This is a genomic window from Nocardia sp. NPDC052112 (genome assembly GCF_040680135.1).
GTDB lineage: Bacteria > Actinomycetota > Actinomycetes > Mycobacteriales > Mycobacteriaceae > Nocardia.
Genome location: NZ_JBFAWD010000007.1, coordinates 314,090 through 327,794, shown reverse-complemented (window position 1 = coordinate 327,794; position 13,705 = coordinate 314,090). Strand labels below are relative to the sequence as shown.

Annotated in this window: 12 protein-coding genes and 1 pseudogene; 5 read left to right on the top strand and 8 right to left on the bottom strand. The window is 65.9% G+C overall.

Translation table 11 applies throughout. The features are described from left to right. The first annotated feature begins 168 nt into the window (after positions 1-168). Positions 169-942, top strand: coding sequence for an enoyl-CoA hydratase/isomerase family protein (locus AB0L58_RS16625; RefSeq protein WP_364387325.1), 774 nt, complete (start codon positions 169-171; stop codon positions 940-942). A gap of 42 nt (positions 943-984) precedes the next feature. Beyond that, positions 985-1,977 carry an LLM class flavin-dependent oxidoreductase gene (locus AB0L58_RS16620; protein ID WP_364387322.1) on the top strand — a complete coding sequence of 331 codons (993 nt, stop codon included), beginning with the start codon at positions 985-987 and terminating at the stop codon, positions 1,975-1,977. A 40-nt stretch (positions 1,978-2,017) separates the two neighbouring features. On the opposite strand, the gene AB0L58_RS16615 is transcribed toward AB0L58_RS16620, so the two are convergent. Beyond that, positions 2,018-2,173 (bottom strand): hypothetical protein, encoded by a 156-nt coding sequence (locus AB0L58_RS16615; RefSeq protein WP_364387606.1) that lies wholly within the window; start codon positions 2,171-2,173, stop codon positions 2,018-2,020. A 27-nt stretch (positions 2,174-2,200) separates the two neighbouring features. Continuing rightward, positions 2,201-2,483 (bottom strand): annotated as a pseudogene (locus AB0L58_RS16610) (MFS transporter); the annotation flags it as partial. A gap of 331 nt (positions 2,484-2,814) precedes the next feature. Between AB0L58_RS16610 and AB0L58_RS16605 the strand changes: the two are divergent. Together AB0L58_RS16605 and hsaA are read left to right on the top strand one after the other, a co-directional pair. Then, positions 2,815-4,293, top strand: a complete 1,479-nt coding sequence (locus AB0L58_RS16605; RefSeq protein WP_364387320.1) for an aldehyde dehydrogenase family protein — start codon at positions 2,815-2,817, stop codon at positions 4,291-4,293. A gap of 84 nt (positions 4,294-4,377) precedes the next feature. Next, positions 4,378-5,538: a 3-hydroxy-9,10-secoandrosta-1,3,5(10)-triene-9,17-dione monooxygenase oxygenase subunit gene (gene hsaA, locus AB0L58_RS16600; protein ID WP_364387318.1), complete on the top strand. Its 1,161-nt coding sequence runs from the start codon at positions 4,378-4,380 to the stop codon at positions 5,536-5,538. Positions 5,539-5,557: 19 nt separating this feature from the next. Here hsaA and AB0L58_RS16595 read toward each other — a convergent pair whose 3' ends face one another. The 6 genes from AB0L58_RS16595 to AB0L58_RS16570 form a co-directional block, all read right to left on the bottom strand. After that, positions 5,558-6,097, bottom strand: a complete 540-nt coding sequence (locus AB0L58_RS16595) for a flavin reductase family protein (protein WP_364387316.1) — start codon at positions 6,095-6,097, stop codon at positions 5,558-5,560. Between the two features lie 128 nt (positions 6,098-6,225). Next, on the bottom strand, positions 6,226-7,128 hold the full coding sequence (locus AB0L58_RS16590) for an IclR family transcriptional regulator (protein WP_364387314.1): 903 nt from the start codon (positions 7,126-7,128) through the stop codon (positions 6,226-6,228). Positions 7,129-7,207: 79 nt separating this feature from the next. Continuing rightward, positions 7,208-8,035 (bottom strand): NAD(P)-binding domain-containing protein, encoded by an 828-nt coding sequence (locus tag AB0L58_RS16585; protein ID WP_364387312.1) that lies wholly within the window; start codon positions 8,033-8,035, stop codon positions 7,208-7,210. Beyond that, entirely contained in the window at positions 8,032-9,519 is a 1,488-nt protein-coding gene (locus AB0L58_RS16580) for a fatty acid--CoA ligase family protein (RefSeq protein WP_364387310.1), read from the bottom strand. Before AB0L58_RS16580 ends, AB0L58_RS16585 begins: the two co-directional genes overlap by 4 nt. Before the next feature lie 63 nt (positions 9,520-9,582). Next, a complete protein-coding gene (locus AB0L58_RS16575; protein ID WP_364387308.1) occupies positions 9,583-10,776 on the bottom strand; it encodes a cytochrome P450 in 1,194 nt (397 codons plus the stop codon). A 16-nt stretch (positions 10,777-10,792) separates the two neighbouring features. Further along, the gene (locus AB0L58_RS16570) at positions 10,793-11,788 is read right to left on the bottom strand and encodes a VOC family protein (RefSeq protein ID WP_364387306.1); all 996 of its coding nucleotides are present in this window, start codon (positions 11,786-11,788) and stop codon (positions 10,793-10,795) included. Between the two features lie 300 nt (positions 11,789-12,088). On the opposite strand from AB0L58_RS16570, the gene AB0L58_RS16565 reads away from it, so the two are divergent. Beyond that, positions 12,089-13,699 (top strand): FAD-dependent oxidoreductase, encoded by a 1,611-nt coding sequence (locus tag AB0L58_RS16565; protein WP_364387304.1) that lies wholly within the window; start codon positions 12,089-12,091, stop codon positions 13,697-13,699. The last annotated feature ends 6 nt before the right edge of the window (positions 13,700-13,705 follow it).

Here is a 13,705-nt window from a genome sequence, read left to right as displayed (position 1 = left end):
GGTCGGGCCGCACGGCACTATTGCTTGTCTACCACATATTAAGCGGTTCGAATCGGACCACGACCAGCGCGGAGCCGAATGTCGCAAGCGGAACAATTTGTTACACTCTAATCCAGCCCCTCTCCGGAGGGCCGCATTCAGCCGACCCACGAACATCGGAGTTTCCGGATGGAGCTGAAAACCGTCCTGTTCGACGTGACCGACCACGTCGCGACGATCACGTTGAACCGACCGGAAGCCATGAACAGCTTCAACCAGGAGATGCTCGAAGACTTCGAGCGCATCTGGCAGCGAGTGAAGTTCGATGACGATATCCGTGTCGTCGTGCTTCGCGGTGCGGGCGACCGCGCGTTCTGCACCGGCATGGATGTCAAACAGGGCTTCGACCGACAGTCCAATGTCTGGTCGCAGACCGATCCCGGGGAGAAGTTGTCGCCGAAGCTCAACCAGGTGTGGAAACCGCTGGTCTGCGCGGTGCACGGGATGGCGGCAGGTGGCGCGTTCTACTGGCTCAACGAGGCCGACATCATCATCTGCGCGGAGGACGCGAGTTTCTTCGACCCGCATGTCAGCTATGGGCTGACCGCGGCGCTGGAACCGATCGGGCTCGCCCGCCGCATTCCGCTGGGTGAGACATTGCGCATCGCGCTGCTCGGCCTGGACGAGCGCCTGTCCCCTGAGCGCGCCATGCAGATCGGCCTCGTCAGCGAGATACTGCCGCGCGATCAGCTCTGGGATCGCGCCGAGGAGATCGCCCGCATCATCGCCGCCAAACCACCGGCCGCGATCCAGGGCACGGTCCGGGCGATCTGGGAATCGCTCGATGCCACCCGCACCCAGGCATTGCGCACCGGCCTGTCCTACACCCAGATCGGCAACCCGATCGGCAAGGCCGACGTCGACCGCGCCGCGGTGCCCCGCAGCGATTGGACGCTGCGCTGACGCGCATCCACCACCGATCAGTCTGTCCAAGAGGAGAATTCGATGAAGTTCGGCATGCCGTGGCCCGGCCGCGACGTCGGGAGGGAGGCCGAGCAGGCCGGTGTGGAAGCCTTCTGCACCGGTGACTTCGTCGACCACGACGCCTACCTCACCGTGGCCGAGATCGTCGCCAGTACCGAACGCGCACTGGTCGGTCCGGCCATCGCCTACGCCTTCGCCCGCACCCCGTACGCGCACGCCACCGCCATGCGGCAGCTGCACGCGCAGGCATCGGGTCGACTGTTCCTCGGCCTCGGCACCGCCGCCTTCCGGATCAACCGTGACTGGTTCGGCGTCCCCGCCGATCGCCCAGTCGACCGAATCGCGGAGACCATCGATGTGGTGCGCGCGTGGCTGCACGCGGAAAACGGCGAGAAGATCCAGTACTCCGGTGAGTTCTATTCGATAGACGCCGATGTCCGGGCCCCAGTGCTCGGTCGCCTCGATATCCCGGTACTGCTCGCGGGATTCAACAGCCGGATGGCCGCTACAGCGGGCCGGGTCGGCGATGGTGTGATCGGCCACGGCCTGTTCACCAGTACCTGGTGGAACGACATCGTGCGTCCAGCGGTCGACCGCGGGGCGGCCGGTAGCAGTCGGAGCCCACTCGAACACGGTTGGATCATCACCGCCATCGATGACAACGCACCGGAACGCGCCATTGCCGACGCCAAGCGCATGATCGCCTTCTACCTCACCGTCAAGACCTACGACCCCTACGTCGCCCATCACGGTTGGGAAAGCCCTGTCGCACAACTGCGCTCGGCATTCCGCGCGGGCGATACCGACGGCATGGTCAGGGCGGTCACCGACGAAATGCTCACTGAGATCGCGCTCTGCGGGACCACCGCGGACGCTCGTGCAGCCCTCGCGCGCCGCGCCGACGCCCTGCCTCGCGATGTCGGCTACTTCGCCCCGCCCTCGTATCTGGTGAGTCCCAAACGTCGTGCCGCGTATGCCCATTCCAGCCTCGCCCTGATCGGCACCACATCCTGAGGAAGGCGGCCGCGTTTGCACGCGGCCGCCCTCGTCTCGATCAGTGCGTCAATACCGGAGCCTCGGCACCCCGCACGACGGGTGCCGGCAATTGCTCGATCTTGCGGGGCAGCAGCGCGGCGAGCAGCGCGCCGATGGCGCAGGCCACCGCGCCGATCAGGAACGCGACCTGGAATCCCCTATCCGTGTAGAGCACCGCGCCATGGGTCATTTCGAGCGAGATCGGCGCGATATAGGAGTTGCGAGCCGAGCACCGCGACGGCGACGCAGGCCAGCAATATCTTCCACTTGCCGTACATATCGGCCAGCTTGCCGAGCAGCGGACCCGTCACCGCCCCGACCAGCAGGAATGCCGTCAGCAGCCAAGCCCCCTGAGTCGTCTGGAAATGCACGGAGATTTCCGGCGCCGCCATCACGACCATCACGTAACTGAGGGTGAGTATCTCGAGCATCAGCACGGTCGAGGCCAGGGAAAGCACCAGCCGCGGCGTCGATGTCTGCGGCATCGGGCGATTCGTCGAATTGCATTGCAGGGCTCATCGAACGAGTCCTTTCGGGGCTGCCACGGAGCTCACGTTTGGCGAATAGCACCGAGCAATCGATCCGTGGCGTTGGTTCGTGATCGCGTTCGCCCTGCTCGGAGTGGGACGAAGACGTACGCGACAGCACACCCCTGTGCGGCGGATCACACAATCGACCTTTCCACTCAGCGGCAATTGGACAAACGACTCGGCCAGTTCGGCTATTCAGTACACTTTTATGGTGCGGTATGCGGGCAGCGCCGCAGGTGAGCCTGTCCAGAAGACCGACGCAGATCCGGCAATCAGGAGACCGAACATGACCACGGCGTACTCGTTCTCGACGCAGCTCTACATCGACGGACGCCGCACCGACGGCGAGTCGGACGAACTCGTCAGTGTGAGCAATCCGGCGACGGAGGAGGCGATAGCCGACGTCCCCCAGGCATCGATCTCGGATGTGCGTCGCGCGATCACGGCCGCGCGCAAGGCATTCGACGAAGGTCCCTGGCCGCGGATGCAGCCCGCCGAGCGGGCCGCGGTGCTGCTGCGCATGGCCGAGGAGATGGAGCGCCGTCTGCCCGAACTCGTCGCCGTCAATATGGCCGAGGCGGGATCGGTCCGCACGTTGGCGGAGACTCTGCAAACCCGGGTGCCGGTTGCCCATCTGCGCGATATGGCGGAACGGGTCATGCCGACATTCGCGTGGGAGCGCCCGATGGAACCCACCATCGCCGCGGGGATCGGCATCTCCCAGGGACAGATCCGGCGCGAGGCCTTCGGGGTCTGTGCGCTGATCGCGGCCTACAACTTCCCCTTCTTCCTGAGCATGATGAAGGTGATCCCCGCCCTCGCCGCGGGATGCACCGCGGTGCTGAAGCCCGCACCGACCACCCCGCTGGAATCCTTGTTGATCGGTGACTTCGCCGATGCCGCCGGTCTGCCGCCGGGCGTACTGAACATCGTGACCGGCGATATCGACGCGGGCCGGGAGCTGACCACCAATCCCATGGTGGACCTGGTCAGCTTCACTGGATCGGACACCGTTGGACGGATGGTCTACGCGCAGGCCGCGAGCTCGATCAAGAAGGTCGTACTCGAACTCGGCGGCAAGTCCGCGAATATCGTCCGCGCCGACGCCGACCTCGACGGGGCGGTCCGGTCCGCACTCATGGGCATTACGGCGCACGCCGGCCAGGGCTGCTCGATCCTGACCCGCACGATCGTGCACGAATCCGTCCACGACGAACTGGTCGCACGGCTGCGCGTCGCGCTCGCCGGTGTCCGGGTCGGCGATCCGGCACACGAATCCACCACGATGGGTCCGTTGATCACCGCGGCGCAGCGGGAGAAGGTCGAGAAGCTGATCCGCGTCGGCGAGGAGGAGGGCGCGCGGATCGTCAGCGGTGGCGGACGCCCGGCCGGCCTGGACAAGGGCTACTTCGTGGAGCCGACCCTCTTCGTCGATGTCGACAGTTCCATGACGATCGCGCAGACGGAGTTCTTCGGCCCGGTCGGCGTCGTCATCCCGTTCCGCACCGACGACGACGCGGTCCGCATCGCCAACGACAGCCCCTACGGTTTGGCCGGCGCCGTCTGGAGTGCCGACATCATGGCCGCCTACGACATCGCGACCCGTGTTCGCGCGGGCGGCATAGCGATCAACAGCGGCAGCGCGGGGGTCAACCCGCGCGTGCCGTTCGGCGGATTCAAGCAGAGCGGAATCGGCCGGGAATGGGGCGAATTCGGCCTCGACGAATTCCTGCAGACCAAAGCCATCAGCTGGGTCGCGCGCTGATCGACCGGGCTCGAATGTCTGCGTGCCTGTTACGCTCCGCCTTGAAGTCACTGGTGTAGGGGCGAGAATACGAAAGAGCCCGCCATGAATGCAGAGGTAGCCGCAGCGGTCGGCGAACTGTTGCCGACGCTGGCCGAACGGGCGGCGCTGGTCGACGAGACCGCTGAGATACCCGCGGAGACGATGACCGATTTGATCGGTACGGGCATCTTCCGGCTGCTGCGACCGAAATCGCAGGGCGGGCTGGAGGCCGATCCGCTGGACTTCTACGATGCGGTCCGCGCGGTCGCCACCGCGTGCGGCTCGACCGGATGGGTGACATCGGTACTCGGCTTGGCCCCTTGGCATGTGGCACTTTTCGACGAGCGGGCGCAACGTGATGTGTGGTCGCAGGATCCGGACGCATTGATCTGTTCGTCCTACGCACCGGTCGGGAGATTCGTTCCGGTCGCCGGAGGCTACGAAGTCTCGGGCCATTGGCGATTCGCCAGCGGATGCGCGCACTCGTCGTGGGCTCTGCTCGGCGGCACCATCGTGGCCGAGAACGGCCAGCCGGTGGATATGGTCAGCGGGCTGGTGCCCGGTGCCGACTATCGGATCTCGAAGGTGTGGGATGCGGCCGGACTGCGCGGCGCGGGCAGCGACGATCTGTACGCCGAGAAGATTTTCGTTCCGGAACACCGCGTTACACGGTTCTACGACATCGCACGGCTGGAGAGCCCGGGACATAAGGCAAATCCCGGCCCGCTCTACCGGATGCCGTACGGCACCATGTACACCTACGCGAACAGCTCACCGATGGTCGGTATGGCACAGGGCTGCCTCGACGTCTTTCTGGCGCGGATGCGAGACAGTAACCGGCTCAGTTTCGGTGGTGGCAGTATTACCGCGGATCAGTCGACCGCGGCGGCCCGCGCGAGCGCGGAAATCGACGCGTCCATCCTGCAGATGAGCCGGAGCCTCCGTGATTTGTACGAATGCGTCTGTGGGCGACAGGACATTCCGCTCGAATTGCGGTTGCGGGCCCGTCGTGATCAAGCGTTGGGTGCCGAGCGCGCGTTGACGTCGATCGATCTGGTGTTCGCTGCGACCGGTGGGATGCTGCTGCGTCGTCGCAATCCGATCGAGCGGGCCTGGCGCGACGCACATATCGCCGGCATTCACGCGTCCAACGATGTCGGCACGGCGCTGACGTTGTACGGACGGGGCACCTTCGGGTTGCCGGTCGACGACATGTTGGTGTGAATCCGAATCCGGGCCCGGGTCACCACCAACCGACGAGACGATCCATCAGCAGCGTCGCGCTGGCGAGATAGTCACCGTATCCGCCGCGGAAGAAGAGCAGCGGTGTCCGCACGGACTCGATATTCAGATCGCTGACCCGGCCGACAACCAAATAGTGGTCACCGATCTCGACGACCTGTACGAGCGTGCAGTCCACCCAGGCCACGATGCCGTCCAGCACCGGATTGCCGAGCGGTGACGGTGCCCAGGCCACCCCCGCGAACCGATCCGCGTCCCGAGCCGACAACCGGCGTGAGGTCGGTTCCTGGTTGCCGGCGAGCGCGTTGGCGCAGAATCGGCCCGCCTGCTGGATCGTCGACAGCGTCGACGAGGTCCGGTTCACCAGGAAAGACACCAATGGTGGCTCGAGCGAAACCGAGGTGAAGGTGCCGACGATCAACCCGTGCGGACGCCCGTCCGGTGCCGTGGTGGTAATCGCGACAACACTCGTCGGAAAATGACCGAGCACATCACGGAAGCGCCTGGCGCCCATCGACACCGGATCCGGAAGCGGACGCATAGGGGTCCTCACCTCTCTTGCGGGGGATCGAGCCGACGGCCGACTGGAACGCAAGTTTGGTCAGGAAATGCGATGGACCTGTGGTGCTTTCCGCTCAGCGGAAATCAGCCCGGCTGCGTACGGGGAGCTCAGAACCACTCGCCGCGCTCGCCCAGAGCGAGGATTCGTCCGACGGTCTCGGTGAGTGCCGGGCTCTGCGGCTCATCCCGCACGACAACGGTTTCGAAGCGCGCCGAATGTTTGCGCGCGGTGTCACCCATCAGCTTCTCCGATATCGCTTGCGCGGTATTGGCGACCAGGGGCGCCAGTCGCTCGAGCGGTGCTCGCACGTCGCCGACGAGGGAAATCCCGCCGACCGGCCCCTTGGGTCCGCGGACAGCCGCACCGACACAGGCGATGTGCTGGAAGCATTCGCCGCGCTCGAAAGCCAGACCGCGACGCGCGCGAATGCGAATCAACTCCTGGTGCAGGACCTCGAGATCGCCGATGCTGTGCGCGGTCCGCTTGGTCAGGACATCGCGGTACAGATCGTCGATCTGTTCCGGCGACAGCCACGCCAGCATGCTCTTTCCGACGGCCGTGCAGTGCGCCGGCACCCGGCCACCGACGACCGACGGCACCTGGACCGCGGCCTTGCCGCCGAACTTGTCCAGGTAGTACGCCTCGGCGCCGTCGAGCACAGCCAGGTGCACCACCATTTCCGTGCGCACCGACAGGTTGTGCAGGAGCGGGAACGCCGCTGTCCGCAACGCATCGTGCCCTTCTTCCCGGCCGCCGAACCCGAGTGCCCGTTGACCGAGGCCGTAGTCACGACCGTTGCGCTCGAGCCAACGCAGCCGGACCAGCTGTTCCAGAATGCGATGGGTTGTCGAGCGCGGCAGATTGGTGCGTCCGGCGACATCCTCGAGCGAGAGCCGGATCTGCGGGCCACCGAACGAATCCATGATCAGTGTCATCCGCTCCACCATCGACGGTGGCGCCTCGTGCCGATCGGAGGTGGCGACCGCATTGTCATTCACCACTGAGGCCATTGGCCAGCCTCCTTCTTGGAGCTCGAACCTCAGCGCGAGTGTAGCGAAAGAGGGCCGCTCTGTAGTGGCGATATCGGAATTAAGTTCCCTCTTTAAGAGCAGTATCGCCGATGTCGATCGGTCCGCCGCAGGCCGCGCCGAGCAGGCCCGAGAAATCCACGCCGGAATCAGTCAATGCGGCTCTGCAGGCGGCGACATCCTTCTGCAAAAAGGATGCGACCGCGGCGGCGAAGGATTCGGATCCGCCGCGGTCGGCGATATAACGCCCGGCCGTCGAACCGCCGCTGCTGATCGCGAGCGCTTCGAGCATTACGCCTTCGTCTATCCCTACCCCGCGGCCTAATGTCAGACCTTGCAGGGTCAGCTGCGAGACCGCGGCGAACAGCAGGTTGTTGATCAACTTCACCCGCAACGCCGAGCCCCGACCACCGGTTTCGATGACGGTTCCGGCATAGCATTCGACGACCTGGCGCGCGCTCGCGACGTGATCGGGCGCGCCACCGAGGAAGACCACCAACTCGCCGGCGCGTACGGCCTCCGGTGTCCCGCTGAATGTCGCGTCCACGACCGCGGCCCGTCCGGTCGGCGCGAACCGGTCCAGACTGCGCAGCACCTCCGGCGTCCCGGTGGTGTGCGACAGCAGGACCGTGCCCTCGGCCATCGCCTCGACGACTTCGGGCAGCAGAGTGGATATCTGGTCGTCGCCGAACAGACAGCTGACCACGACATCCGCGGCCGCGATATCCCGTATTCGATCGACAGGCTCCGCACCGAGTACCGCCAGTCGGTCCCGCACTTCCGGCCGTCGCGCGTACAGCCGGACCCGGCGCCCCGCCGCCAGTAGTCGCTCCACCATCGCCGCACCGATCCGTCCGGCGCCGATGAATCCGATCGTCGGTGCGGTCATGATCGGTTCCGTCGCTCTCGCACGATATCGAGCAGTTCCATCCGGCTCACCTTGCTCGATGGCGTGCGCGGCAGCTGGTCCAGAACTACGACGTGCACCGGCACTTCGTACGGCAGCAGGTGTGCGCGACAGAGCGCGACGAGTTCGTCGCTGTCGGGAGGTATCAGTCCCGGTTCGATTTCGATCGCGGCCACGGGCACATGTCCGAGCCGGGGGTCGGGCAGTCCGGCCACCGCGGCCTCACGCACCGCCACATGCGACTCCAGCACCCGCTTGACGGTCTCCGGCTGGACCTTGAAGCCACCGCGGATGATGGCGTCGTCGGCACGTCCATCGATCCAGAGGAAGCCGTCGACATCGATGCGCGCCAGATCACTGGTCTGGACCCACTCTCCGGCGCCTTCCGCGGTCTGCGCGGTGCGGACCTCGAGCCGTCCGGTCGTCCAACCGCCGAGCTCGACGCCGTCCTCGCCGGTCACCCGCAACTCGACGCCGGGGAAGGCCCGACCGGCGCTGCCTGCCTTCAGGTCCCACCACTGTTCGTGCAGCGCCAGCGTCCAGCCGGCCACTGCGCCCGCGAATTCGGTTGCCCCATAGGTCATCAGCACCGGGATGCCGTACGTGCGAAAGAAGGAGTCCGCCAACTCTTTCGGACACGGCGCCGTCCCGGAGGTGACGACCTGCAGGCTCCCCAGTCGCTCCCGCGACACTCCGGAATCGAGTACGGCCCGCAGCGCCGCGGGCACCAGGCTCACGGCCCGCAACCTATGCCGCTCCACGGCGCTGACCCATGGTTCCAGGACGAACTTGGGCATGAGAATCATCCGCCGACCCATGGCAAGGCACGCCAATGCCCGCCACAGGCCGCCGATATGGACGAGCGGCGCGTTCACCAGTACCGCGGATCGGGACAGCAATCGGTCTCCCCGAGCCGTCTGTCCTCCGGAAGTCAGTGCCTGATCCAACTGCTCGGTCCGCAGATGCACCCGTTTGGGCACACCGGTCGTCCCCGAGGTGAGCATTTCGACGACGGTTCCCGGATTGGTCACGGCGCAGGCACAGACCTGGCCGCCCACTCGTCGCACCGAGCCGTCGGCCCGCAGTTCCAGGGCGATACCGGCCGCCGTGGCGGCATCGAGCACGCCGTCACGGGCGAGCAGCTCGGATCCGCACACGACCACCGGCAGATCACACGCGATGATATCGGCGGCCAGCCGCGGCGCCGGCTGCAGCGGTGCGAGCAGCACGACGCATCGACCGGACGCGATCAGCGCGGCGACCACCGCGACATGTTCGGGTCGGTTCTCCAGGACCACACCGACTCGGGATCCCACACCTGGACCGGCCGATTCCAGCGCATCGACGACCGAGCGCGCGGTCGCCTGAATCCGACCCCAGGTCCACCAGATCTCCTCGTGCTCGATCGCTTCGGCATCGGCCGGCGCCTCGGCAAGCAACCGGGTGAGCTGGTCGCGAATTCCCACGTGGTAAAGCCTTTCGACGGCGTGAATTTCGGTCGTTTCGTCATGCGCCGGCCCGGCCGTGGTTCACCACTCGAGGCGCAATGACATCAGGCCGTACATGTTTCCGGTCTGCTCGAGCTGCTGTCCGGACGCGATCCGGTAGTCCGGAATTCGCTTGTGCCACTCCTGCATCGCCACATTCAGTTCCAGCCGGGCCAGGTGCGAACCCAGGCAGCGGTGCGGGCCCGAACCGAAGGCGATGTGGTTGTTCGTGGCGCGATGCAGATCCACCTCGAGCGGATTGTCGAACCGCTCGGCGTCGCGGTTGCTCACCGCGAGCGGAAGCATCACCATGTCACCGGATTTCACCGGACAACCACCGATCTCGGTGTCCCGCATCGCCTTTCGCGCCGGAATGACGAACGAATAGACCCGCAGAACTTCCTCGACGCCATTGGCGATCAACCCGGGGTCGGCAACTATGGCCGCGCGCTGCTCGGAGTGGGCGGCGAAGTGATACATGGCCCAGCCGATCGCGATGGGGACGGTATCGAAACCCGCCTGGAACATCAGAATGCAGAACGCGTGCATATCGGCGTCGCCGAGAAGCTCGCCATCGATCCGCCAGCCCATCATGCGGGACAGCAGATCATCGCGCGCGGCGTCGCGGCGCAGCGCGATCTGCTCTTCGAAATAAGCCGACGCGGCGGTCATCGCGGCCAGTTGCCGACGATGGTCGGGATCCTCGGCGTGCGGCAGATGCAGCATCTCGTGCACCCATTCCAGGAACTGCTCCAGATCCTGCTCTGGCAGGCCCATCAGCCGCATGAAGATCAGGGTCGGGAACCGGCGCGCGAACTCGTCGAGGACGTCCGCGCTCCCCGCGGGCAGCAGCCGGTCGATCATGTCCGCCGCGATCTTCCGTATCTCCGCCTCGCGGGTGGCGACCCACTTGGGTCCGAACTCGCTGCCCAACAGCCGCCGCCACTTGGTGTGCAGCGGCGGATCCAGCATCTCCGGAATCCACAAGAACTTCGGATTCGGCTCGAGGACCGTCACCGAGGTGCTGGAGAACGTCCGCCAGTCCTGTAGCGCCTCTTGGACCGCCTGACCGTCCGTAATGACCCAATACCCCTGTGCGACAGTGCTTCTGAACGCGGACTGGGTGCTGGCGAGCCGGTCCCACTGCTCATGATGGCTCAGCAGTGGACCGGATAGGCGATTATCGAAGTAGTAGGCGGGCACACCGTCATGGGTGCCCTGGGATTCGAGCGTCATACTGATCCTCTCGTGGTCACAATCCGGCCGACGGTGTCGTCGACAGGAATGCGCCGCCCGGACCGACATCGAGGGCCTCGCCGTACCACGTCTGCCCCCACTGCAATTCGGGGATCTTCCACTCCAGTGCCTGCCAATCCGGATCGAAGACGAGGTATCCGCCGGAGTACAGCTCGACCCGGTGACCGGAGCCGGGATCATGGATATACAGGTACATCGCCTGGCCGATACCGTGCTTGCCCGGACCGTGCCCGAAATCGATCTCGAGATCACGGATCTCGTCGACCGCTCGCAGAATGTCGTGGAAGTTCTCGATATTGAACGCCACGTGGTGAAACGCCCCGTTCTTCTCTTCCCCGTTGACACCGATCGCGATGTCGTGCACCTGGGGCGTCACCGACAGCCACGAGGCCAGGATGGTCTCCGGGAACTGCGGGATCATCGCGAACTCCCGGCGCTTGAACCCCAGCGCATTGCGCAACCAGCCCTCGGCCTGATTCACCGAAGTCGGGCTGCACTGCACGTTCAGATGGTCCAACCGCCGGACACCGAAACCGCGCCGGCGCGAAGAGTTACTGAGCAGTTTCGAACGCAATTCCGGTGGTGCGAGCGGCTTTTCGATGTCGTAGTAGAGCTCGAAGGGATGTTCGCTGCCCGGCACCAGGAAGCGGATCGCCGTGCCGCGGCCCAGTTCGTGATCGGCGGGCAGTTCCACCGTCTCGAGCTCCGCCTCGGTCAACTGCTTGTGGAACAGCTCGACATCCTGCGGCCGTTTCACCCGGAAGCTGTAGCTGTTCACCCGCGCCTCGTCCTGCTGGGTGAGCACCAGCGAGTGGTGTACCAGTTCCTGGTACCCGCGCAGATAGGCCACACCGTCGGACTCGGCGACCACCTCCATACCCAGCAGGTCCCGGAAGAACCAGATCGAACGCCGCAGATCAGGCGTCCCCAGGTTCAAGCCACCGGCGTGGGCAATCTGCGGGCCGGGATCGTAATCGTGCGAACCAGCCATGCGAGCTCTCCTTCGAGTCGGAATGTCGTGCTGGCTCGCAAGTTTGAGCAGGAACCGGACGCAGGATGCCCGACTTTCCGAACACTGAGACGCACCGCCCTCCGACGAGCCGCCACGGACGGCTCGCCCACCTCGACCGGCATCATCCCGCTGAGCGGAATCCCGCACTCGGCCCGACATCGTCGGCCGCACACTCGTCGGAATCCGATCCCCCATGACCGGTCGCTCCGCTGCCGCGTGGTCCGGCGTCGCCGCAACCGACCGCGCGAGCTATCGACACGGCGAAACAAGGAGACAGCAATGCCCGCTGACCAGGAAACTTACGATGTCGTGGTAGTCGGCTCCGGCGGCGGTGGCCTGATCGGCGCCTATGCGGCCGCCGCCCGTGGACTGCGTACGCTGGTCCTGGAGAAGACCGCACTGTTCGGTGGCACGACATCGTATTCCGGTGCGGGACTGTGGTTTCCGGGTAGCGCCCCGATCTCGCGCGCGGGCATCGAGGATGACCGCGAGGCCGCGCACACCTACCTGCGCGACGTCGTCGCCGACAATTCGCGTGCGCCACTGCAGGATGCCTACCTGCGAACCGCGCCCCGGCTGATCGACGAACTCGAGCAGAACCCGCGGTTCGGATCCTTCGCCTACCAGCCCGTGCCGGATTACTTCTACGGGCGCCCCGGGTCGACCGCCACCGGGCGGACGGTATTCCCGCCGGAGATCTCGGTCGCCGAACTCGGGGAACTCGCCCCGCTCATCCGCCGCTCCATTCCCGAGGAACGCTGGGGCATCGCCGAAGGATCGGTGCTCGTCGGCGGCCGCGCGCTGATCGGCCGGGCGCTGCGGGCATTCCTGGCAACCGGCAATGGCTCCTACCTCCTCGAGACCGCCCTGACCGACCTCGTGGTCGAGGACGGCCGGGTCACAGGTGTGGTGGCAGTCAGCGGCGGGGAGCGCCGCACGTTCCACGCGACGCGCGGTGTAATCCTGGCCGCGGGCGGATTCGACCACAACCGGGAAATGCGCGAGCAGTACTCACCCGTGCCGCTCACCGGCGAATGGTCCCACGGCGCACCCGGAAACACCGGCGACGCGATCCTGGCCGGTCGCGCGATCGGCGCGGCCACCGACCTGCTCGACGAGGCCTGGTTCGTGCCGGGGGTGCTGCAGCCCGACGGTCGGCCCGTCTTCCATACCGGCACCCGCGGCGGGATCTGGGTCAATGCCGAGGGCGAACGCTTCACGAACGAAACGCAGCCCTACGACCGCGCCGGACACGACATGGTCCGGCAGCAGCGCAGCACCGGTACCACGCACAGCAGCGTGCACTGGGTATTCGACCACCGGCAGTTCGAACGTGACGGCTTCGGCGGCGATCCGGAGCTGCCGGTGCGCCCGGAGTGGTTCGAGTCGGGCGCATTGCGCCGCGCCGACACCCTCGAAGAATTGGCCGAACTGATCGGTGTGCCACCGGAGAAACTGCGCAAGTCGGTCGAAGAATTCAATGGCTACGCGCCGACCGGTGTCGACGAGCGCTTCCACCGCGGCGAGGCACCGTGGGACCAGATGTTCCAGTTCATCGTCGGTTTCCCGGCCGATCCCCGACAGAACTACCTCGTGCCGCTGGCAACCGAACTGCCCAACCCGTTGCTCATCCCCATCGACACACCGCCCTATTACGCGGCCACCGTCGTGCTGTCCGATATCGGAACCAAGGGCGGTCTCGTGACCGACGACCACGCCCGCGTGCTCCGCTCGGACGCGACGCCGATCGATGGTCTCTACGCGACCGGCAACACCATGGCGGCCATGTCCGGCGGCGCGTATCCGGGCGCCGGAACACCGATCGGCTCCAGCCTCGTCTTCGCCTATCTCGCCGCACTCGACCTCGCCGGTACAACACCAAACGATTAGGAGTCG

Bases quoted from the DNA above. Each gene is read 5' to 3' on its own strand.
- AB0L58_RS16625 (WP_364387325.1), top strand. From the start codon at position 169: ATGGAGCTGAAAACCGTCCTGTTCGACGTGACCGACCACGTCGCGACG.
- AB0L58_RS16620 (WP_364387322.1), top strand. From the start codon at position 985: ATGAAGTTCGGCATGCCGTGGCCCGGCCGCGACGTCGGGAGGGAGGCC.
- AB0L58_RS16605 (WP_364387320.1), top strand. From the start codon at position 2,815: ATGACCACGGCGTACTCGTTCTCGACGCAGCTCTACATCGACGGACGC.
- hsaA (WP_364387318.1), top strand. From the start codon at position 4,378: ATGAATGCAGAGGTAGCCGCAGCGGTCGGCGAACTGTTGCCGACGCTG.
- AB0L58_RS16595 (WP_364387316.1), bottom strand. From the start codon at position 6,097: ATGCGTCCGCTTCCGGATCCGGTGTCGATGGGCGCCAGGCGCTTCCGT.
- AB0L58_RS16590 (WP_364387314.1), bottom strand. From the start codon at position 7,128: ATGGCCTCAGTGGTGAATGACAATGCGGTCGCCACCTCCGATCGGCAC.
- AB0L58_RS16585 (WP_364387312.1), bottom strand. From the start codon at position 8,035: ATGACCGCACCGACGATCGGATTCATCGGCGCCGGACGGATCGGTGCG.
- AB0L58_RS16575 (WP_364387308.1), bottom strand. From the start codon at position 10,776: ATGACGCTCGAATCCCAGGGCACCCATGACGGTGTGCCCGCCTACTAC.
- AB0L58_RS16570 (WP_364387306.1), bottom strand. From the start codon at position 11,788: ATGGCTGGTTCGCACGATTACGATCCCGGCCCGCAGATTGCCCACGCC.
- AB0L58_RS16565 (WP_364387304.1), top strand. From the start codon at position 12,089: ATGCCCGCTGACCAGGAAACTTACGATGTCGTGGTAGTCGGCTCCGGC.